A 22,886-nucleotide genomic window follows, 5' to 3' on the forward strand; every position below is an offset into this window, starting at 1 on the left:
TCCTATATTAGATTTCTCGTTTAAAAACTTTAATAATTACTGGATATAATTTAATCCTTAAACTCAAGTAATATATATATTCCTTAATATTGGAACACTTATAAAAGAAACCTATTTCTTTTAAACTATCGCTAATCATTTCATAATTAACTATTCTACGTAATTCTTCTTTTATATCTACTTTTTCACTATTTTTGAGATTATTAATTATTATTCTAAAGATATTATTAATATAATAATCGGCAAAATCCCTACGATAATGTTTATAACTTAACAAATTAAACTTTTCCGAAAGCCGTTTCCTTATTTTATGCTGCAAAACCAGACTACTCTCCAATTTAGGTTTATATGATACTCTCATTAAGCTATCCGGATTATTAACTGTATAGAAATAACAAATATCTGATATTGCCATTACTCTCTTTGAATTTAATAAATATTCTAGGTTGAATATTACATCTTCACCTATAAAAACCTGTTCATTAAAACGTATTTCCTTTTCTTTAATAATGCTTAGCTTGTAAAAATACCTCCAAACAAAACACAAATCATTATTTGAATGAATATTAGGTGAACTTAACACAAAATCCTTTCCACCCATTACTTCATTTAATTTAAAACTGGGCGCGACCGCATCATTAATAGGGACTTTTTTATATCCACTAACCACAGCATCACAGTCATATTTCTTCGCAGTGGATAGTAATACTTCAAAATAGTCATTGGCGATTAAATCATCTGGATCAATAAACACAATGTATTTACCTGTTGCAACCTCAATTCCAGCATTTCTGGCACTGCTTAGGCCACCATTTACTTTATGGACTACCTTAATTCTTTCATCTTTTTGGGCATATAGTTCACATATCCTCCCACAATTATCTGTTGAACCATCGTTAACCAAAATTATTTCTATATCGGTAAATGGTTGCTTTAGAATATTTTCCAAACACTTTTCCAACCATTTTTCAACATTGTATATTGGAACAACCACGCTCACTAAATTAATCAAAATTTTCACCTCTGAATTTCTCTGTTTACATTTTTGAAATCTTTCCTAATACAATATGATAGTTTCTTTTTTATATATTGTAGGAAAACATAAAGGATATAGGAGGTTAAAAATACTAAAGGTGTGAAGAACAAATATACCAACTGACTGGGCACCAATCTTTACAAATATTGAATCTTGAGCACTTTTACACGTTATAGCAAAAAGAAATAAGGATAGAGTAGCAGGTATGGTAGATAAGAAATATTCGCCACTTGGACCACTGAATACATTCGTTAGTATAAATCGCTCGACAATTTGAGTGGCTGAAAAAAAGAAATAAAAGATGATTGGGCTTTAGGTAAGATTCGATTTGCTCACCTTTTTGAGCAATAAAGAATCCTAAAACTACATAGAATAATCCATAAAAAAGTGCATCCCTAGCATGGAGACCGGTTTCAAAAAATGTGGAATATGGTTGCTCAATTCCAAAAAGTCCAACTAAATGTAAACCAAAGCTAATTATCAATAAAAATCTTGTTTTATTAAAAAACCAAAAAAAGTATATAATTACCGATGAATAAATCAGAGCCACTAAATACCACAATTGGTGTGCATGCCCGCTGTTTATTCCGTTTAGATAAATTGTTTCAAAACTGAAACCTGATAAATACTCAGTAAATAAATCTTTTTAATATAATCCCTGGTAATAACCTAAGAACAAATCATAAATTACATAAAACAATGCCCAAGTAAAATAAAGTGATATTAAATTTAAAAGATACTTTTTTAAAAGATTTGAGGTAATATTACTTTTTAATATTTTCACACCAAAAAAATATCCCGATACAATAAAGAAAAAAGGGACAGCAAACCGTGCGAAAGAGTTAATTATAAAATTAATATTCGCCCCAGTTATCATTCCAATTTGAATTTCATTAAAAGGAGCTGTATGAATTGCAACAATAAAGAACATTGCAAAGAATTAATTAAATCTATTGTATAATTGCGACTCATTCTTTCACCCTTTACTGATTTTTAAAGGGATTAAATGATCAAAATACTCCACAATTTAATTTTATGGGGGAGCTTTATTAATTATTTACAAAGAGTTTTTTACATTTAACCAATGAAATGGCAGTTAGCAAGGTTATTTTTTTTATTTCTAAATACTTTGCAACCTGGCTTAAAGCATAATTTCCCTTAACAAATTCATAATACAAATTGTAATAAGACAACTTCCCTTTTAAATTACAATTATAAAACTTAATCTGCTGTTTGATATAGATTGCGGTTCCAAGTGGGTTCTTCGCAAATACTTCTACCATATTTTTCGTTAGCCCATCTTCTAAGTATTCACAGAGATAGATTGTTTTATTAAACCATCTAATCTTATACCCGTCGAAAGCCATCCTGTCCCAAACTGTTGCTTCTGTGATAAATTTTTCTCCTTCAATTTCATCAAACTTATATCTTTTCAGAATATCAGTATAAAAGACTTCTGCTTTATCACCTGTAATTTTTAATTTGCTTCTTTCCAAGGATGTTGCATCTACATATTCCCCGTCAAAGGTGGTACCAATAATTTCATGTGGATTCTTCCCCCTATTACCAGACACTCCGCAAAACTCATCTTTATTTATAATAGTTTGTTCCCAACTCACAATAGTTTCCAAAGCATCCTCTGTTAAAGAATCATCGGAATCCACAATAAAAAATAATTCCCCACGGGCCAAGTCTGTTCCTTTATTAATTGCGCGATGTTTGCCGCCATTTTCAACCTTGTAGTAGCGGATATCAAAAGGATTACTTTCCTGAAGCCATTTACCAAATAGCTTCTCGGTATGGTCACTAGAACCGTCATCAATTACCAGCCATTCAAAGTTTATATACGTTTGTTTCTGAAGTGACCGATATAAGTTTTCTATTATATACCCCCTATTGTAGGTAGGGGTAAAAACAGTAATTTTCATTTTACAACTTCCTTTTTAAAAAGTTTGCAGCAGCCTAGCCAACACGCTTTTTACTTAAAATACTTTTACCCAATAATAGATCATGATTAATAGTCCTTATACAAAACCCTTGGGTAAACGGTAAAATATTAAAAAGAGTCGAATAAACACCGATATCTTTGGTATCACCTTGTGAAAAATCTACCTCTCCATTTTTTTTCGTCACCGTCATTAAAAAATTCATACCCTTTTCCGAACCGGATTTGCATTGATTAGATATTTCTTCAATTTTAGCCGCATTTAACAAGAACCAACATAAAGTAGCTGTAGCTGATGAATCACTTCTGCATTCATTCCTTGTCACCGTCCAATTCCAACTTCCATTTTGCTGTTGAAATGAAAGAACCATACTGGCAAACCTTTTAATAATATGTTCCAATTCCAACTTATTTTTATGGTTACTGGTCATTTCATTCCAAGAATCTATTAAACCAATAGCAAACCACCCTAGCCCCCGCCCCCAGCCATAAAGCCCTAATGGAGTTTTATTTTCAATTTGATATGCGTGGCTTGGAATATAGTGTCTTTCGTGCAAGCCATGTTTTTCAAATTCTTGAATTTGTTTCATGGCTAAATCAATACACTCTTTTTTTTCATACTTTATTCCATAGGTAATTAAAAAGGGGCAAATAAATCCCACCGTATCGACATACCTATAATTTTTCATAGACTTTCGATACATGACCGTCCCGTCTTGACCGATATGATTTTGGATTAGTTCCCAAATATAATCTAATGCATTCTTATATTTATTCGTATCAACAAAGTCTAGTTTCATAATTGCATAGGCTAACATTGCACCATCAACATGTTTTGGCTTCTTCTTCCACTGACCTGAAGGGTCCATTTTTGAATCTAGGTATTTTAAAATGGTCTTCTTTAAATATGGTTCATTTTTAACTTTTAAAGATTCGGATAATCCCATTAGTAAGGAAGCCTCTTGCCAAAACTGGATCGTACTTTTTGAATAATTGCCCTTTAGCATATCGACTACTACTAATCTTGTATTATCTGTTACCTTAATTTTTGGTGTGTTTACTAACCACCTGACTCCTTTGTTGGTAACCGATTTATTCCATTCAAAAAGATTGTTAAATCTTCCTATATGAATTCTAGTGAACCAATCCCTTATCTTTGGCAGCAAGTCAACTGTAACTACAACAAATAATATAACAAGAATAAGAACACTTAATATTTCAACTGACATGTTTCTAGTCCTTTCTTCAAACCTTTGGGTATTACTTTACATAGCCAACTTCCTTATTTAAACTTCTAGACATTTCTTCACACATATCCAAAGTGATTCCTCCACCTACTGTCCACTTCCAATCGTATACTTTGGCAGTCTCTAAACTAGACTGATGTCTTTTAATATAGTCCGAGGTTTTTGCAATAATTTTCGCAGGATTTCCCCCAAAAATATAGCCATCTGGAACTGACTTTGTTACAACACTTCCTGCTGCAACAATAGCGTCCTTTCCTATCCTGACACCAGGCATAATGAGTGCTCTTGCGCCAATAAAAGCATTATCCTCAATTTTTATTTTCGCTATTTTTGTATAGTCCAGATACCTTTTCGTGCTAGCATCATGAGCGAGAAGATACACTTGCGGTGCAAAGGTAACATTATCTCCAATATCAATTAACCAACAATGAGCAACGTCAATCGTACTCGCCGCTAATCCGTGGCAGTTTTTGCCGACCCTCATTCCCTTTTCAATGCAGGCTTTTATTGTTAATTCTTCTAAACTGGTCTTCCCTAGCTTAATGTGGATAAAATTCTTTAGGCGATTTAGCATTTTGAATCCCCCCTAAAAACAAAAAAACTCACCTTTAACGTGAGTTCTAAATATGGATATAATTTTTTTCTTCGACTATTTGATAAAGTTTATTAATTTCATTCTCGGTTCCGAGTTGTTTCTTCATTAAATTATTTGAAAGTTTTTTTCTTAATTTCAGATCATTTATCAGCCTTTCCAGTTCATCGGCAATAGCTTTGGGGTCCATTTCTGAAACTAGACCGTCTTCTTCATGATGAATATGATCAGCGGCCGTTTCAAAGTTGGTGATTAAAATAGGTTTTGCTAGAATTTTCGCCTCATCAATGGAGATTGATTTCCCCTCATACCTGGATGTTTGTAGGTAGATATCTGCAAGTTTTATATATGGATAGGGATTCTCCTTTTGCCCCAACAAAATGACTTTTTCTTCTAAATGCTCTTCAGTTATTTTTCTCTCCAAGTACTCTCTCACATTTCCTTCACCAATTAGGTACCACTGGAGGTTATGCCCTTTTTTAGTTAAGTGAACAAAAGCCTTTAAGGCAAGATCCAAGCCTTTTTCTTTAGCCAGCCTTCCGACGGAAATAAGTTTAATGCTTTGATCGCTACTTTTTTCAAATTCAACCTTTTCCACGGCCATCTTTTTTATCACTATTGGTGAAACAATATTATAGATACATTTGAACTTTTTCTGTTGTTCAGGAAAGAGACTTTGCAAAATATCCTTGAGCTCTTCTGACACTGTTACTACGTGATCTAATTGATAAAAATAAGGTCTTTCTTTTTCAATGTTTAACCCTAACTTATTATAATTTGTATGTATCCAGCCAATTTTCACCTTGGCTTGAACCTTATCCACGCAATAATAGATTGGGTTTTTTTCTTGAAATCCAATCGCAGCATCATACTCTTTTTTAATCGGCTTAAGCGTCTTTGATAAAAACCTCCAAAAGTCTTGCTCAATGATGGCCCCATTTTCTTTTGATTTTGATAAATACCCTAATGCCCCCCTGCTAAAGGCTGTCGTCAACTTCCCTTTTCTTATTAATTGTGACATCGACTTTTTAAAAGACATATCGAAATATTGATAGTTCTCCGGCTCAGGAAGCAGATTTACCTCTGGAGGAATTTTACTCATAAAAATTCCTTGATGATGAAATAAATATAGATCTACATTATATTTCGAATAATCTATTGTCTCGAGAACGGAGATTAATGCTTTTTCTGCCCCACCGCAATTTAGATTATTAATCACAAATAATAAATTTTTTCGCATGTAAAATCACCCACTAGATTATCGCATATAATTTATGGATTTCTTCTTCGGTACTTAGTTGTTCTTTGGACAAATTAGATATAAAACGTTGTCTGAGATCTCGATTTTGTAAAAGCTTTTCAACAGCGTCTGATATTCCCTTTGCCTTCATCTCCACAATAAGACCATTGATTTCATTATTTATTTGGTCTTTTGCAGACCCGTAATTTGTTACGATGATTGGTTTTCTAAGAATTTTAGCTTCATCTATGGCAATTGATTTCCCCTCATATCTCGATGGCTGAATATAAATATCTGCCTTTTTTAAATATGGATATGGATTTTCTTTCAAGCCTAACAACTTAAAAGATTCTTCTAGTCCTTTATCTTTAATCATTTTCTCTAATTTTGATCTATCAGTTCCATCACCAATTACATACCATATAATTTCGTTTCCTCTACTAATTAGCTGTTCACATGCTTTTATTGCAATATCTATCCCTTTTTCATGGTTTAATCTCGCAATCGTAATAAGTGTTGTCTTTTGTGACTTTGGCAAAAAAGGATCGTTTATAGGGGTTTGTGCCAATTGCTGAATAAGTGAAGGTGAAACGATATTGTAAATTACTTTTACCTTATACTCAATAAAAGGAAAATTTTCTTTTAATGAATTGGCACATTCCTCAGAGACAGTAATAACTTGATCTAATACATCAAAATACTTCTGGTCAAAACGAGGATCCAAACCTGAGTTTGCATAGTTTGTATGGATCCAACCAATTTTCCTTTTAGATCTTACTTTTTCTACAATAAAGTAGATCGAAGACTTTTCAAGATAACCAATGGCTGTATCATACTCTTTTTGAAGAGTATCCATTGATGGTTTTAAATATTTCCAAGAATATTGTTCAGCTCTTGCTTTATTCTTAATTGTTCTGTTTTTGAACGCAAAGAACAATCTTTCTTGTGCCAACTGGAACTTTTTATGATTAATAAACTCTAGGACAGAATCCTTTAAAGGTTGTTTGAATACACTATAGTCTCCAGTAATAGTAATTACATTAACTTGTTCCGGTACCAGACTAAGAAACAAACCACTCTTATGAAACAATACTAGGTCTACATTATAGGAATCATAGTCTATTTGAGATAAAAGATTTATTAAACTTTTTTCTCCACCACCTGAATCCAAGCTTGGAATAACAAATAATAAATTTTTCTTATTCATAGATATATCAACCTAACTCTTTTAAATAATCCACAGCCCTGTAAGACATGCTTTTTATTTTAGGAATACTCTGTTCCAGAGATTTTTTAATCTCTTTTTCTTCCCTAACCATTTCATTAAATGTCCTTATCAACTTTTCACTTGATGAGAGATCATTAATGCCTAAAACTAATTTTTCTTCACCAAAAAGATCTTTTGCGATTCCTTTAGATTTAACACTATAACCTAAAACAAATGTAGGTACATAGCTTGAATAAGCTGCAATTGTCGCATGTGTTCTGGCTCCAATAAAAAACCGCATCCTAGCAATAAATCCTTTGTATTGCGGTGCGGTTAAATGATCAGGCAACAGAATAACTCGTCCAGTATTCTTAAATTCTTTGTAGAAGTCATACAATATTTCATAGTCATTATTTCCATCAATAATTACATGTGGAGTTAGTGCAATCGACATGTCTGTTGTATGAAGTATGTGATTCAGCAATTCCTTAGCAGCATTTTTAGATTCTTTATTTCGTTTCCAAACAAGAGGACTATAGTTAAATCCGACCATATTTCCATCCTGCCAGCCTTTTGGTAAGGCTAATTCTTCCTTTTCCATTGTAAAAGCAGGATCTGCACATAGTTTAACGGTTTTTAATCCCTCTTCTTTTAGTGTCTGATAGGTAAGTGTCTCCCGTGCCAGGATTAAATCGAAGCTCTGAAGATCTATCAGCTTCTGTGGTGATAGATCCTCTTTACCTATAGAACACCCCCACAATACTAACTTTTTCCCCTTTAACTTTATTTTTTGATTGATTTCATACCAACCAGGTTGTTCTCCATAACAATAATTATCGCCACCAATTGATAAAAAAATATCCATTTCATTAATAAGCTTTATAATATTATGATGTACCTTTCTATAAGCATATTTTTCGTCTTGAAAAAACTTAACTCTTAGTGATGATAAAAACCATTCATATGAGTACTTTTTTATTTTTTTATCTGAACCATCATAAACCCCATCCAACTTTGTAATAATGCTATCAGTATCTGGATTTCCCGACGCTAAATAAACCTGAGCATCATATATATTTTCTTTAATTATATTTGTGGTAGAACGAACTATCGCTTCACAACCCCTGTTTTGACTACCACCATGTAAGAACATCATATATTTCATGGCATGATCCTCCATAGTTATTATCTATTCCTGAATCTACTATATGCTGTTACAAAATATAACCCAAATGTACTCTTCAGCTTAATCAATTTTATTATGGTTAGTTCATACCTACTCAAAGAACAATATCTATCATTTTCAAACAACGCTAATGCCGATCTAACATCTTTATTTCTTATCATCTTGCTTACATATAAGTATCTTTTCCAAAAACCCAAACCTTTTGTTGGAGTATAGTACAGATGTACATAATCAATTACACATCGGATAAGTTTTATTGACTTAAGTTTATTCACTTTCAATTTACTAATTCCATCTTTAATTTCAGGAACTTCTAAATTATATATCTTCAAAGCCTCGTAAAAGTAATCTCTATTAGATATATTTCTTGTTGCACTACCAATAACCTCTCGATAATGATACCCATAATAATCAATATACTGAGCCTTAGTTGCTTTGGAAAAGAAGTTAACATTAAATAACCCATCTTCACCTAAAGAGATTTTCTTTGGAAATTGAATATTTTGTTCTTTAATAATTTGAGTTTTATATAGTTTGTTCCAAATTGCGTTTAGTCTATCGGATTTAATTAAGTAAGGAATAATCTCACTATATATAAATTTCATATCTAAATTTTCCCCTATGGGAAATGGAAATTCTGAAACTAATTTCATTTTATTCTGTGTTGTTGCAAAATTGGAGATAATAACATCACAATCATTTTTTTTAGCTACACTATACATTACTTCATACATGTCTTTTTTAATATAATCATCTGCATCAACAAAACCTACATATTCTCCAGAAGCTATTTTTAATCCATTGTTTCTGGCGACACTTACACCTTGATTTTCTTGGTTGATTAAAATAATCCTGGTGTCTTCCTTTTTATAGCTCTCAATAATTGGTTTGCTTTGGTCTGTTGACCCATCATTTACAAAAATAAATTCGCATTGTTTCAGTGTTTGATTTAATAGAGATTCAATGCACTCAGCAAGATATTTCTCTGCATTATAAACGGGAATGATCACACTCACTTTTATACCCACTTACTTTTCTCTCCTCACGACCCTATTAAGCTATAAAGTTTCTTTAGTTCATGACTATTACTATAGTCAACATCATGAATTTGATTAATCAAAGAACTTCTTAAATCCGCATCATTGTATAGCTCTTCAATTCCATTCGCTAACCCCTCAACACTTAAATCGCAAATTACACCGTCTTGGCCATTATCTACCTGGCTTTTCGATGTTGGATAATTCGTTATTAAGATAGGCTTTCCAAGAATCTTTGCTTCAGTGACAGTAACCGCTTTTCCCTCATACCGCGACGGCTGCACGTATAAATCACATTTTTGCACATAGTTATAAGGATTTGTTTTCTTTCCTAAGAGAATGAAACTATTTGTTAAATTACTCTGCCTAATAATTCCACGTAGCTCTTCCTCATATCCACCAAACCCAACAACATACCACTTAATATTTGTTAGACCCTTATCATGCAGTTTTCTAAGGGCTTTAACTGCAAGATCGAATCCTTTTACATAGGACAATCTGCCAACAGAGACAATATTAAAATGATTTGCATCCATTTCATTCGAATGAATTTTTTCCTCAGCCATTTTTTTAATGAAAACAGGAGAGTTAATATTTTCAATATTAATGACTTTATCTTTTAAGATTGGGTACTGTGTTAAAAAGGAGTTTTTACAATCATCTGAGACAGAAACAATATGGTTAAATTGATTCCAGCTTTTTAAATCAATGTTATTGTCAATTTCTAATTTGCTATAGTCAGTGTGAATCCAAGCGATCTTCTTATTTGCCTTAACCTTATTTGCTATAAGGTCATGGGGCCAGGCGTAACTTATTGCAACATCGTATTTTTTTGAAAGCCTTGGTATGAATGGCATGGAATATTTAGATGCAAGCTGCATTTGAATATAACCTGCACCTTCCTTTAAATTTCTGTTTTTAGCTTTAATATTCGCAATCGTCTTACTAAGCACTCTGACTACAGATAAAGTGTAATGTCCTTCTTTTAAGCATTGAGAGACGGGCTTTCGAAAGACTGTATATCTCTTCATTTGCGGTATAATATTAACGTTAGCTGGCAAGAAACTTATAAGGTCACCCGTATGATGGCAGATTAATAAATCCACCTCATATTTTTCATAATCAAAGCTTTCCAGCATATTAATTAAACTTCTTTCTATGCCGCCAATCTCCATATCATAAACTGAAATTAAAATTTGCTTCTTCATTTTCATCGCTCCAAATAACAATACTTCAAACAGTTTTACTCACAGCACGTTTTCCATATTCAATCACTTTATTTTCTCTTTTATGGACAAACAATGCGTTACTTGGAATCTTCCCTTTTACGACACTTCCAGCAGCTATTACAGTGTTATCCCCGATCACAGTATCTCTTAAGATAACAGCATTTGAACCTATCCAAACATTTTCACCTATAATAACCTCACCCTTTAGTAAATGTTCGCCAGTTGTCCCTTTATAATTGTGATCATGATCATTAATGCAGACATTTGGGGCTATTTTTGTATTTTTACCGATAGTTATTTTATTCACACAATTAATATTGCAATTATCATTAATAAAGACATAATCTTGAATATCCAATTTGCCATTAAAATCAATTCGGATACTTGCATTTTTTCTTATAAAGACAAATTTTCCAATGTTAATCCTCGACCTTTTATTAAAAACATCAATCTTACTGTTTGATTGTAAGGAGAAAATAGATGCTTTAATATTTTTAAAATATAAAAGTTTGTAAAATACTCCTCTCATAATGCCGGCAAGATGGGACATATTCATTAGAAATGCAATGAATATTCCCCTTTCTCGTACTTGTTCGTAAAGTGATCGAACAATTTTGCTAAGTATTCTGGTCATTTTACTCTCTCCTAAGACCGTATTAATCCTAATGTTCTCCTTATCCTCGCAATATTCTCTCCGCCAATGACGATTGCGGCAATTTTTTTAAACTGCCCTTTCATTCTTGCTTTTGGCGGCAGCCAGCTTTTATAAAAGTAGTGCATGGTGTATGTAGTCTCGTTCTTAAAACTTCTGCAATTAATATAGTCATAAGGCGAAAAATAAGTTTGTGGATAAAATGCACCTATGTTTACTAACTCTTGATATTTCCCATCCTTTTTTAATCCAAATCCCTCTAGTATTTTGGTGATTATTGCCACATTTGTTAAATCGTCAAAACTGCCATCAGCTTTTAAAAACTGCTTGTTGGAATAGGAATCTAAAAACCGCTTAATTAACCTGTTACCCGGTGCAGCGCCAATTGTACTTGTAGCAATATAATTTTCCTGTTCAAAACCCCAAAAGGAATCATGATGCAATAAATCATCAAATGAACGAAATACCTCTACATCGGTATCTAAGTAAATTCCTCCAATTTTATAAAGTGCCTGGACTCTAACATAATCACTTACGAACGCATATTTTCCAGACATATAGGCTTCTTTCACATAGGGATTTTCATTCACATCAAAGTTTTGCTCATTCCATTCAATAATTTTGTAATCTCTTAAGTTATTTTTCCAACTTTCAATGCATTTTTTTATTAACTCAGGTTTTAATTTTCCTCCAAACCAACAATAGTGAATGATTTTTGGTATTTTATTTTTCTTTTCCATTTTCCCCTCTAACTGTAGCTATATTGTCTGTCCCATCAGCTTTTAACCGATTCTTTCTCCATTTAATGAATTCTAATAAGGGCTTATATTCGTCAAGTTCATCTATTCGTATTCCCAACGTTTTTAATTCCTCTATTAGTTCTAGCCACTCTTTTTCTATCGCCGGTTTTTCTCCTGCTTTTCCTTTAATGATATTTTTTACATCGACATTCAATACTCGGGCAATTTTCTCCACTACATGAACCGATGGATTCTTATTAATATTTCTTTCAATATTACTTAAATACGATTTTGATATATTGGATCTCTCCGCTAATTCGGAGAGTGTTAATCCTTTTTTCTTTCTTAAGGAAGCTATGTTTTCTCCAATCATTCGGTTCATCCTCTATTTAGAAAGCTTCATTTATAACTTCGGTAATTAAACTCGACCCCACGCAACCTTTTATACAATTGATGACTTGCATCTGATCTTGTAAACTCATATTTGATCCAGATGGAAGGCAGATTCCATTCCAAAATAACTCTTCAGATACATTTTCATGCTCACTATGAGGATAGTAAGTCATCCCATCAAAAAGCGGCTGCATATGAAGAGGTTTCCACACTGGTCGAGCTTCTATGTTCTTATCAGACAAGTAATCTAAAATCTGGTCCTTAGAAACTCCCAGCTTATCTTCATCCACCAAAATGGCAGTTAACCAACGATTTGAAAAGGTGCCCGCTAATTCAGGCATAAGTGAGATTCCGTTAATTTCTGAAAGATGTTTGGCGTACCTTCGAAAAACAGTTCTTCTTTGGTTTACTCTTTCATCCAACACCTCTAACTGCCCTCTGCCAATCCCTGCAAGTATATTACTTAAACGATAGTTAAATCCCCTGACACTATGTTGATAATATGGCGCTGGATCACGAGCCTGTGTGGCTAAAAAACGGGCCTTCTTTAATGCTTCGATATCATTCGAAACCAGCATCCCTCCGCCAGAGGTGGTAATGATTTTATTTCCATTAAATGAATACACTCCAAATTCGCCAAATGTCCCACTTGCTTTCCCTCTATATAGAGAACCTAGAGATTCAGCTGCGTCTTCAATAACAGGTACATTGTAATGTTGGCAAAGAACTATCAATTCATCCATCTTCGCGCTTTGCCCATAAAGATTAACTATAATGACAGCCTTTGGCATCCTTCCTTCCCGTGAGGCATCAAGGAAAGCCTTTTCTAGTGCTTGAGGGGACATATTCCATGTTTCCGGTTCTGAGTCAATAAAAACTGGTTCTGCCCCTTGGTAAAGAATCGGATTGGCACTAGCAATAAATGTTAAGCTTGAGCAAAATACTCTATCTCCCTTTTTTACATCTAATAAAGAAAGAGCCAAATGAATGGCTGCTGTTCCAGAACTTACAGCTACCGCATCATTGGCTCCTACATATTGGGCAATTTCCTTTTCAAAGGCATCAACATTTGGTCCAAGAGGAGCAATCCAATTGGTTTCAAATGCTTCCCGGATATAGCTTAACTCTTTTCCACTCATATGTGGCGATGATAAATAAATCCTTTTTTCTGCCAATTATTCCACCTCCTGATAATTTCTTTGTTTTATAACTGCCGGTGTTCCTACAGCCGTGCAATCATTGGGAATATCACGAATGACTGTCGCACCTGCGCCAATCACTGACCATTTACCAACAACGACTTGAGGAATAAGTGTAGCCCCTGCACCGACGTGTACACCTTCTTCAATTGTTACACCGCCTGTTAATGTAGCCTTCGGAGAAATATGAGCATAGTCACCAACTTTTGCATCATGTTCTATAACCGAGCTCGAATTAATAATAGTATGTTTTCGAATATCTGCATCCGCATTGACGACAGCATTTGCCATAATGACAGAACCATTTCCTATTTTAGCGCTCGAACTTATAATGGCTGAAGGATGTATTAGTACGGCATATTCCTCATCTGATAGATTCAACTTTTCAACAATGACTTTTCTTATGCGATTATCTCCAATTGCAATCATGAACTTAAGATTTCTTACTTGTTCTCTTAATCTCAATGCAGAAAATATTGGCCCGTAATAGATTCCTTGCTTTACACAATAATCAGTAAATTTATCATCGAAAAAACCTGCTATTTCAATTCCTTTTATGGCAGCCGCGATATCCCGGATGACCTTACTATGCCCACCTATACCAATTATTGCTACCTTCATAGGGATCCCCCGCCTACACCGTTTTCAGAACCTCTGAACCTTTCCATTGTTACACTGGCAGATTGGTTCACACCTTCGGACTTCACTACCTTCCAAAAGGTTAAAAATATAATTCGCAGATCAAGAAGGAACGATTGATTCTCTACATACCATACATCTAGTTTGAACTTTTCCTCCCAGGTAATCGCATTACGGCCATTTACTTGTGCCCATCCCGTAATACCAGGTTTGACAAGATGCCGCTTTGCCTGTTCTCTCGTATATAAAGGGAGATACTCCACCAATAACGGCCTAGGACCAACTAGACTCAGATCACCTTTAATCACATTAAATAGCTGCGGCAATTCATCTAGACTATATTTACGAAGAAAACGACCAAATGAAGTCAATCGCACAGAATCAGGCAGCAATTGACCGGCACTATCCCTACTATTTGTCATGGTTCGGAACTTATAAAGTTGAAACAGTTCCTCATTTAAACCTGGGCGTTGCTGTTTAAATAAAATAGGAGATCCCAGTTTCAATCGTACAAGCATCGCAACCAGAACAATAATAATAGAAAGAACAATTACCAATGAGAGTGAAATTGCCAAATCGATAAATCGTTTCACGCATAGTCACCCTTCTCGAGCGTTATTTAACATAATAGACATCAATTGATTTTTCACTTCATCTATCAGATCGACGAATTCGGTATTTGGCTCTTGTCCTTTGTTGTACAGATTCAAGAGAATTTCTTGAAATTGCTGTTGTGTCATCTCGTTAAAGTGCTCCATTAAAAACACCGCCTTTTTAATTAAAAGAAGATATTAACGTTCTGTAGTATTCATAATTTCTTTTTCACTCTGCACAGACATTGTATCGACTTCATAGCCATTAGGGTTATTCGCTTGCCAACGCCACGTATCTTCACACATTTCTGCTACCCCTTGCTCAGCGACCCAGCCAAGTTCAATTCGGGCTTTTGTTGGATTCGCGTAGCATGCTGCAATGTCTCCAGGGCGTCGATTGGTTATCTGATATGGTATTTTCTTTCCAGTCACCGTTTCAAATGCAGCGATTATATCCAATACACTATAGCCATTTCCTGTTCCTAAGTTATATGCCTCAATCCCGGTCGAATTCAGCACTTTTTCAAGCGCCTTTAAATGACCTTTGGCAAGGTCAACAACATGAATATAATCTCGAACCCCTGTACCGTCAGGCGTTGGATAATCATTTCCAAAAACATTTAAATGTTCTAACTTTCCAACTGCGACTTGTGAAATAAAGGGAAGCAGGTTATTTGGAATCCCATTGGGATCTTCACCAATTCTGCCGCTCCTATGAGCGCCAATCGGATTAAAATAACGTAAAAGAGCAACGCTCCATTCTTGATCAGATACATGCAAATCATTTAAAATCTCTTCAATCATTTGCTTTGTTCGACCGTATGGATTCGTTGCCCCAAGTGGGGACGTTTCATCAATCGGCACCTTTTCAGGCATTCCGTAAACGGTGGCTGACGAACTAAATACGATTTTTTTCACACCAGACTCTTTCATCACTTCACATAAATGAATGGTTCCATTTAAATTATTTTCATAATACTTTAGCGGCAATTGAACTGACTCACCGACCGCCTTTAAACCTGCAAAATGGATCACAGCGTCAATTTTATTTTCACTGAATATCGTTCTTAGAATCTCCTTATCTAGCAAATCAGCTTCATAAACAGAAAACTGTCTTCCGGTAATCTCTTGGACACGCTGGAGTGACTCTAGCTTGCTATTGGAAAAGTTATCAACAACAATAATTTCATATCCTGAATTTAATAACTCAACACATGTATGTGTACCAATATATCCCGCTCCGCCGGTTACTAATACTTTCATGTAGATACACCCCCTATTTAATTGTTCAACCCTTTAAGTACCACTTGTTGATATTTGCCAATAAAAAAACACCTCAAAGAATTGAGATGTTAAGTTTGTTAAAGGGATCAAACCTCTATATTTTAAGCTCATTAATATTTTGTAAATAAAAAGCTTCTAATTCTTTTACTGTATTTTTTATATCAAACGTTTTTAATCGATTCATATTAAGGGTTTTATTAAAACTTTTTGTATTTATATAATTATTTATCTTACTTGCCCACATCTTTTCATCCTCATTAAGACTTAACACCGTACATAAACCTAAATCCACTTCTTGGGTAATAGTATCAGAAATAAAACACGGTATTCCAGATGCCTGCGCTTCCAATAAAACTATTGGAAGTCCTTCCCTTTTAGATGGGAATAACATAAAATCCATTGAGGTGAGAATTTCCCCAATATCATCTCTAATTCCCAAAAATGTAATATTGTCTTCTAAATCATATTTTTTTACAAACTGTTTAACTTCTTTTTCTAATGAACCAGTACCAATCCAATAAAAATGAATATTATTTCTATAACTCTTTAGTTCTTTTATTATCTTAACAATAAAGAAGGGATTCTTTGGATCATCAATGCGTCCTATAGTAAAAAAGTTTATATTATTATTTTTCTTACCTGGATGTTTAGTAGTTGTAAATTCACATAGATTTATACCATTAAATAAAACAAAACTGTTTTTATTTTTCATCCACCTAAAATCATTCATATAATCATTAGCCATTACTGAACACCCTAGTTTATTTGTTGCAAAGACATTAATTAACATTTTCATAAAAAAACTATAAACTTTTTTAGGAAAGGATATGTACTCCTTTCCAACTGCTCTGTGTGCATGTGATATTCTAATCGGTACACCTGCTAAAAAGGCAGCAAAAACATTCAACCCATTAAAAAAATCCATATGACTGTGTACAACATCATATGGGCCTTCCTTTTTTAATATTCTTATTAAATTAACAAAGTGACTAACTATCCCAGATATTCCTTTTCCTATTTCAGCAGTTCGATAGATTTTGCCGCCTTGTTTCTTAATTCTATCTTCATGATGTTGTTGCCAATCTGTTGCTAAAGCAAAACTCATTTCTACCTTTTCTTTGTTAATGTGCTCAAATGTATTTAGCACAAAGGTTCCAATTCCTTCAGCAGATATTCCAGAAGTTATATGGAGTACCTTTACCTTTTTGTAGTTATTTTCCATTCTATTTACCCCAATAAAAGATATTTAGTTTCCATTTTCACTACCAACCCAGATAGTTACTCCTATAATCTAAACCAAGTGCTATTACTGATTCAAAATAAAAGTAAATTAAATAAAATATCAGTAAGCACAAATAAATAAACCTCCGGTTACTTTCAACAAATAAATGTAGTACCCATGAGGTTAAAATTAAGCTGAACAACCCAAAGTAAATATTAAATCTTGCAAAAATCCAATTTTGTGTTGAGATTACCATAAAGATAAATCCCAGCAACGTTAAATTGACAATATAATCACTTTTCGGCCATAGCTCTCTAAGTTTTTTTCGTCCAAGATATGCGAAGATCAAAGGAACACCTGATACTGCAACTCTTAAAATATTTGCCCCACCTTCAGAAAAGTTTTGGTAATGCCCATATTGTGTACTTTCAATGACTGAAAATAAAGCTGAGGAAAACTGGCCATATCCCAACGCAATAATCACACCAAAAAATAGAAAGCTAAATGTGGCTTTGGTCCAAGCTTCTCTCCTTACAATAAAATAGATGGGGAGAAGAATTAAAGCAGTCTTATGGATCGTTGAGGCAAATAAGACAATAATAACAAACCTCTTCCAATCACCATTTAAAATATATTTTGTCGTAGTAAAAATAATTGCAGCCGCTAAGTATTGTCTAATCCCATTCATTGATACAGTAAACATCCCTATGGTGATATACACATATAGACTTATTTCAATCATCCTGGAATACTGACTTAATACCCAAACAATAAGAATATTTGTAAACAGTGCAGTGACAAAGATAAGCAATTGCGGATCATTTGATATTTCATGTAAAAGGTTCTGGAGAATGTTAAACCCAAAGTCCCCTTCAAAACTAATGTTTTTTAAACTCGAATCTTCAATTAATCTATAGCTGTGCATATACAATGGTGTATCACCAATGTTATTCCGGAGACCAGCAACCAGCACTAGCGAAGACATGGATATAAATATAAAAAATTTATTAGGTTTTACAAATGGCGCTTGGTACAAGGGGCTGGAAAAGTACCTGGCACAAAAAGATGATAGGTAAACAATAAAAAGGTTAAGCCATAGAATTCCCACAGGAATTTCCCTTTCATACAATTAAGTTTTTATTAACTAATTATTTTTTAGTACAGTTGACTTCCTTGTGTTTTGGATATAAACGTATAGAATAAAGCCAAATGGTGTAGCCATTAAAGTTGTCCATTTACATGGTGATTCCAATAAATATCGAAAGTTTCTCAGCATTAAATTACTTGATACATAATGAACAGATTCTCGAAATCTTTCTTTCAAAGAAGGAGCGTGTTGCATTGCTACTTTTCTGAAAAAGGAGAAACTATTCGGATTACTCTGGTATTGTTTGATAATATTAAGGCTTGAACCATCTTCTAAATACTCTACGTAACATAAAATCTCATTCATTATTAAGAGTGGATGTTCTTGATCAATTAAAATGTACTTATAGCTTAGAGGGCAATACTTTTCGCCAGGAAAAAGGGGATAAGGAGGAGTTTTTCTTGTTAGTTCCGATCGATAAACTAGTTTCTTATCACCTTTAACTCCGTATTTACTATATAATTCATAAAGTGTCGTATTTTTTATTTCAGGCAACTTAGTTCCAAGAACTTCCCCATTTGGATGTGCATCTAAACCTATGATTCCCGCATATTGGTTACTTCCATGTTCTTGCCAAAATCTAATCACCTTTTCAACAGCATCATCTGCCAAGTAATCATCAGAATCAATACAGACATTCAGTTCAGTATCGATCAAGTCATAAGCAGTATTATGTGCACCGTGCATCCCTTGATTTTCTTGGTAATGATAACGAATGGGGATATCGTTTTCAACAATCCACTTGTCTACCAACTCTTTTGTATCATCCGTAGAACCATCGTCAACAATCAACCAAATAAAATCTTTACATGTTTGCCTTATCAGGCTTTGATAACATAAATGAAGTGTATAAGCACGATTATAGGATGGTGTAAACACAGTTAGAGTTGGCTTCACCCTACTTCCCCTCCCCTTTGAAAATTCACTTCATCCAGAACGGATAATATACTGTTTAATACTAATCTGTCTGGCCGTATATACTCATGATAATATTTATAGTTATTGACCATCATCTTATATCTAAAATGATCATCCTCTAATAAATGATTAATTTGATCAATACATTGCTCCGGAGTTGTAAAAACAAGATAATTTTGTTTTTCAAAGAAATTTCCAGGTACCTGGTAGTGTAATTTTTCAGTAACTATCGCTTTGCTAGCAGCAACGTACTCCGCAAATTTCCAGCCTATTGACTCATGAAGCCCCATCGTAGCAATACAAATGGAAGCATCTTTTACTTTTTTTAAATAATTATTCCGTTTTGTCATCTGTTTATCTTGGATGACAATATCTTTGTAGTTTTCTAAGGAAAATTTTGAAGGCGATACCCCTCCAAAAAAACTGCTCCCAAATTCTTTTCTACAAAGTCTAATACATTCTGCTCTAACTTGGTTAATATAGGCACGTTCCTCTCTTTTCTCGGAGGAAATTTGATTTTCGTAATCTCCTTCTATATCCCAAAGACGAGCCATAAAGAGAATTTCTGGATTTGAATCTTCCCTTGGAGTATCTTCAAAAGAGTTAATATTATATAGACCATTGTAATAGGTGGAAAACGGGACCATCCTTATAAGTTTCTTTAATTTTTCCTGATATGGATCATTAGGTAATGGGAAATGAGCCATGTTACCTGGTACTGTTACCATATAATTTAGACCAAGCGGATAAACCTTCTTTTTGCTTTTTAGCTTTGAATTATAAGATTGGCTATAGCTTCTTTTAAAACAAAAATCAAATTCTTGTAGTAAGCCGTCCATAAACTCAACGTAGCTTTGATTTTCTGTAAGTAAATTATCGTAACCATCATTAACGTCATAAAGGACTCGTACTTGATCATTAATGACCACTTCCATCATATTATAAGGCAATTTATCATAACTATCTTTCCTAATCCTCTCAACACTTAGGCTGATGACACCTTGGCGTTCGAGTTCAACAAAACCAGACGTAATATGATAGAGATGAAGCGGTACCTCTCCCAGCCGTAAATGACATGAAACCTTAGACATTATGGCTATACTCCTTTTTGGTAAAACGGTTTTTATGTTTCTGAATGGCTTCTAAAATATAAGGGTACGTTTCTTCTAAAAACTGGGCTGATTTATGAATATTGTACCCCTTATGGTTAATCCAATTCTGTACATCTATCAATCTTTTATTCATACTCAATAATTTTTCTACCCAAGCACTTGGTGAATCATTTATGGACTCAAATCGAACTAAGCCTGCTCCCAAATCTGCTTCATTTGAAACTGCATCCGATATGACACATGGCAGTCCAGAACCCTGAGCCTCAATTAAAGTTACCGGCAATCCTTCATGGATTGATGGAAATACCAAAACATCAAATGCCTGAAGAAGACGATTAATATCACTTCTAATTCCCAAAAATAATACTTGGTCACTTATATTTAACCTTTTTGCCTTTTTTTCTATCTCGTTCCTTAAAGGGCCATCCCCTGCCAAGAGAAGAACTGCATTTGATTTTCGCTCTAATAATGCACAAAATACATCTAATAGAAAGGTGTGATTCTTTTGCGTTGCAAATCTACCGACATGACCAACGACGAAGGTCTCCTCCGAAAGTTTCAGTTCTTCCCTAACTTGTTTCCTTATCCTCTCTGAAAATGCAAAGGTCTCATAATTAATCCCATTTCTTAGAATTATTGCCTTTTCCGCTTGGGATTCAAATAGCCACCTTGCAGCGGGTTTAGAACATGCAACCAGATGAGTTGCATATGGTAAAATTAATTTACCTGAGTATGTCTTATAAAATTTGGCTGCCATACCACCTTCACTGCTCGTATTATGGCTATGTGCAATCCTTACTAGTATTCCCGCCTTTTTTGCCGCTCGCATGACCAAACCACTCATTTTATCTAAATGCGAATGAATAATTTGATAATTTGAATGCGCTTGAAAAAAGGAATTTAACGCCTTAACGTAGCCATAGTGGCCAATATCCGTAACATAAGGGATTCTATGTATAACCCCGCCCAATTCAATAATCTCCTCATCAAATACCCCTTGTTTGCAAGTAAGGAAATCAAACTGGATTTTTGAACGATCAATATTCCGATACAAATTCATGATCAGCGTCTCAGCACCGCCACGATTCATATTAACGACTACATGTAAAATTCTTAGTGGAGAGCCCACCTGATTTCCTCCTGTTCTTTCATATATGCTGCATAAACTCGGCTTTTTTCTTCCAATACTTGATTGGTGCTATATTTACTTTTCATCATCCTTCGGCCATTCAATCCCAGTTTTATTCTTAAATCTTTGTTATTGGCCAAAAGTTTTACTTTCCTTGAAAAACTTTCTTTATCATCACAATCTACTACCCAACCATTTTTATTATTTAAAACAAGCTCCCTATGCCCTCTATTATCACTAGCCACAATCGGAATGCCTGCAGCCATAGCTTCCATAATATTGACTGGCAGCCCCTCACGCAGACTGGAAGCAACTGATACATCTGTAATAGAAAGCAAAGACTGAATATCTTTTCGGAATCCCAAGAAATGGACCTGTTCAACTACGCCAAGCTTTTTAGCAAGACTTCTACATTCATCCAGCAAAGCTCCTTCGCCCGCTAACAGCAATTTAACATTGGGCACTTCATTTTTTATGAGCGGTATTGTTTCAATCAGCATTTGCTGATTTTTGTTTTTATTAAACTCAGCTGCATAAAAAAGCAAAAAATCGTCCGGGTTATATCCGTACGATTTTCTTAGTTCATTTTTATTCTCTAAACGGATTGGCTTAAATTGAGTGAGATCGATCCCCACTCCATGAACATGCTCTATCTTCCCCGCCTTAAATTTATGATTATGAGCAAGTTGATAATCTTCTTCATTAATCGTAATCAAACAATCGGTTAACCTGGCCAGCACTTTTTCAATCGGATAGTACAACATCCAATTTAATAATGGAGCCCCTTTACAGAAGTGAAAACCATGAGCCGTATAAATGACCTTCGTTCCCTCTTTTCTTGCCCGTCTTGCAGCCAAACGTCCAAGCACCCCGCCAATTGGCGTGTGGCAGTGGATAATTTGATAGTTGTGTTGATGGATGATTGCTTGAAGCTCTTTATAAGCCTTTAAATTATCTCGTTTAAAAGGAGACCTTTTAATGGGAAGATCATATTTTACATCAACATACGGTAGATTAATATTTCCGCTTGCGGCAATATGAACCTCCCATCCTTGATCCTTAAACCACTTTAAATAAGGAAGATGAAAAGCTTTAAAATGGTAATCGACGGTTGCACAGAACAGGACTTTCCTTGGCAA

24 protein-coding genes are annotated in these 22,886 nt (G+C 34.2%); all 24 read right to left on the reverse strand.

Going from position 1 to position 22,886, the window contains the following annotated elements:
* Positions 1 to 7: 7 nt before the first annotated feature.
* The gene (locus AC1Q59_RS21215; RefSeq protein ID WP_492367860.1) at positions 8 to 1,021 is read right to left on the reverse strand and encodes a glycosyltransferase; all 1,014 of its coding nucleotides are present in this window, start codon (positions 1,019 to 1,021) and stop codon (positions 8 to 10) included.
* 661 nt (positions 1,022 to 1,682) lie between these two features.
* The gene (locus AC1Q59_RS21220; RefSeq protein WP_492367861.1) at positions 1,683 to 1,967 is read right to left on the reverse strand and encodes an acyltransferase family protein; all 285 of its coding nucleotides are present in this window, start codon (positions 1,965 to 1,967) and stop codon (positions 1,683 to 1,685) included.
* Between the two features lie 118 nt (positions 1,968 to 2,085).
* A complete protein-coding gene (locus AC1Q59_RS21225) occupies positions 2,086 to 2,964 on the reverse strand; it encodes a glycosyltransferase family 2 protein (protein WP_492367862.1) in 879 nt (292 codons plus the stop codon).
* Between the two features lie 34 nt (positions 2,965 to 2,998).
* A complete protein-coding gene (locus AC1Q59_RS21230; RefSeq protein WP_492367863.1) occupies positions 2,999 to 4,210 on the reverse strand; it encodes a glycoside hydrolase family 88 protein in 1,212 nt (403 codons plus the stop codon).
* A 31-nt stretch (positions 4,211 to 4,241) separates the two neighbouring features.
* On the reverse strand, positions 4,242 to 4,802 hold the full coding sequence (locus AC1Q59_RS21235) for an acyltransferase (protein ID WP_492367864.1): 561 nt from the start codon (positions 4,800 to 4,802) through the stop codon (positions 4,242 to 4,244).
* A 46-nt stretch (positions 4,803 to 4,848) separates the two neighbouring features.
* On the reverse strand, positions 4,849 to 6,060 hold the full coding sequence (locus AC1Q59_RS21240; protein ID WP_492367865.1) for a glycosyltransferase: 1,212 nt from the start codon (positions 6,058 to 6,060) through the stop codon (positions 4,849 to 4,851).
* A 13-nt stretch (positions 6,061 to 6,073) separates the two neighbouring features.
* The gene (locus AC1Q59_RS21245; RefSeq protein WP_492367866.1) at positions 6,074 to 7,267 is read right to left on the reverse strand and encodes a glycosyltransferase; all 1,194 of its coding nucleotides are present in this window, start codon (positions 7,265 to 7,267) and stop codon (positions 6,074 to 6,076) included.
* Between the two features lie 7 nt (positions 7,268 to 7,274).
* On the reverse strand, positions 7,275 to 8,432 hold the full coding sequence (locus tag AC1Q59_RS21250) for a polysaccharide pyruvyl transferase family protein (RefSeq protein ID WP_492367867.1): 1,158 nt from the start codon (positions 8,430 to 8,432) through the stop codon (positions 7,275 to 7,277).
* 20 nt (positions 8,433 to 8,452) lie between these two features.
* Positions 8,453 to 9,481: a glycosyltransferase gene (locus tag AC1Q59_RS21255; protein ID WP_492367868.1), complete on the reverse strand. Its 1,029-nt coding sequence runs from the start codon at positions 9,479 to 9,481 to the stop codon at positions 8,453 to 8,455.
* 14 nt (positions 9,482 to 9,495) lie between these two features.
* Complete coding sequence (locus AC1Q59_RS21260; protein WP_492367869.1) at positions 9,496 to 10,698, reverse strand: glycosyltransferase; 1,203 nt, start codon at positions 10,696 to 10,698, stop codon at positions 9,496 to 9,498.
* 25 nt (positions 10,699 to 10,723) lie between these two features.
* Positions 10,724 to 11,353 carry an acyltransferase gene (locus tag AC1Q59_RS21265; protein WP_492367870.1) on the reverse strand — a complete coding sequence of 210 codons (630 nt, stop codon included), beginning with the start codon at positions 11,351 to 11,353 and terminating at the stop codon, positions 10,724 to 10,726.
* 11 nt (positions 11,354 to 11,364) lie between these two features.
* On the reverse strand, positions 11,365 to 12,111 hold the full coding sequence (locus AC1Q59_RS21270; RefSeq protein ID WP_492367871.1) for a glycosyltransferase family 32 protein: 747 nt from the start codon (positions 12,109 to 12,111) through the stop codon (positions 11,365 to 11,367).
* Complete coding sequence (locus AC1Q59_RS21275) at positions 12,095 to 12,484, reverse strand: helix-turn-helix domain-containing protein (RefSeq protein ID WP_492367872.1); 390 nt, start codon at positions 12,482 to 12,484, stop codon at positions 12,095 to 12,097. Before AC1Q59_RS21275 ends, AC1Q59_RS21270 begins: the two co-directional genes overlap by 17 nt.
* Positions 12,485 to 12,500: 16 nt before the next feature.
* Positions 12,501 to 13,643, reverse strand: a complete 1,143-nt coding sequence (locus AC1Q59_RS21280) for a DegT/DnrJ/EryC1/StrS family aminotransferase (protein WP_492367896.1) — start codon at positions 13,641 to 13,643, stop codon at positions 12,501 to 12,503.
* A 36-nt stretch (positions 13,644 to 13,679) separates the two neighbouring features.
* Complete coding sequence (locus AC1Q59_RS21285) at positions 13,680 to 14,324, reverse strand: acetyltransferase (protein WP_492367873.1); 645 nt, start codon at positions 14,322 to 14,324, stop codon at positions 13,680 to 13,682.
* A complete protein-coding gene (locus AC1Q59_RS21290) occupies positions 14,321 to 14,935 on the reverse strand; it encodes a sugar transferase (RefSeq protein WP_492367874.1) in 615 nt (204 codons plus the stop codon). Before AC1Q59_RS21290 ends, AC1Q59_RS21285 begins: the two co-directional genes overlap by 4 nt.
* 6 nt (positions 14,936 to 14,941) lie before the next feature.
* Complete coding sequence (locus AC1Q59_RS21295; RefSeq protein ID WP_492367875.1) at positions 14,942 to 15,100, reverse strand: YwzD family small protein; 159 nt, start codon at positions 15,098 to 15,100, stop codon at positions 14,942 to 14,944.
* A 33-nt stretch (positions 15,101 to 15,133) separates the two neighbouring features.
* Positions 15,134 to 16,198 (reverse strand): UDP-glucose 4-epimerase GalE, encoded by a 1,065-nt coding sequence (galE, locus tag AC1Q59_RS21300; RefSeq protein ID WP_492367876.1) that lies wholly within the window; start codon positions 16,196 to 16,198, stop codon positions 15,134 to 15,136.
* Positions 16,199 to 16,313: 115 nt separating this feature from the next.
* On the reverse strand, positions 16,314 to 17,441 hold the full coding sequence (locus AC1Q59_RS21305) for a glycosyltransferase (protein ID WP_492367877.1): 1,128 nt from the start codon (positions 17,439 to 17,441) through the stop codon (positions 16,314 to 16,316).
* Positions 17,442 to 17,481: 40 nt separating this feature from the next.
* Complete coding sequence (locus AC1Q59_RS21310; protein WP_492367878.1) at positions 17,482 to 18,549, reverse strand: EpsG family protein; 1,068 nt, start codon at positions 18,547 to 18,549, stop codon at positions 17,482 to 17,484.
* Between the two features lie 36 nt (positions 18,550 to 18,585).
* Entirely contained in the window at positions 18,586 to 19,485 is a 900-nt protein-coding gene (locus AC1Q59_RS21315; RefSeq protein ID WP_492367879.1) for a glycosyltransferase family 2 protein, read from the reverse strand.
* Positions 19,482 to 20,597, reverse strand: a complete 1,116-nt coding sequence (locus AC1Q59_RS21320) for a glycosyltransferase (protein ID WP_492367880.1) — start codon at positions 20,595 to 20,597, stop codon at positions 19,482 to 19,484. The genes AC1Q59_RS21315 and AC1Q59_RS21320 overlap by 4 nt, the downstream gene beginning before the upstream one ends.
* Positions 20,590 to 21,747, reverse strand: coding sequence for a glycosyltransferase family 1 protein (locus AC1Q59_RS21325; RefSeq protein ID WP_492367881.1), 1,158 nt, complete (start codon positions 21,745 to 21,747; stop codon positions 20,590 to 20,592). The genes AC1Q59_RS21320 and AC1Q59_RS21325 overlap by 8 nt, the downstream gene beginning before the upstream one ends.
* Complete coding sequence (locus AC1Q59_RS21330; protein ID WP_492367882.1) at positions 21,732 to 22,886, reverse strand: glycosyltransferase family 4 protein; 1,155 nt, start codon at positions 22,884 to 22,886, stop codon at positions 21,732 to 21,734. The genes AC1Q59_RS21325 and AC1Q59_RS21330 overlap by 16 nt, the downstream gene beginning before the upstream one ends.

It is taken from the genome of Cytobacillus sp. MT66, assembly GCF_058792595.1.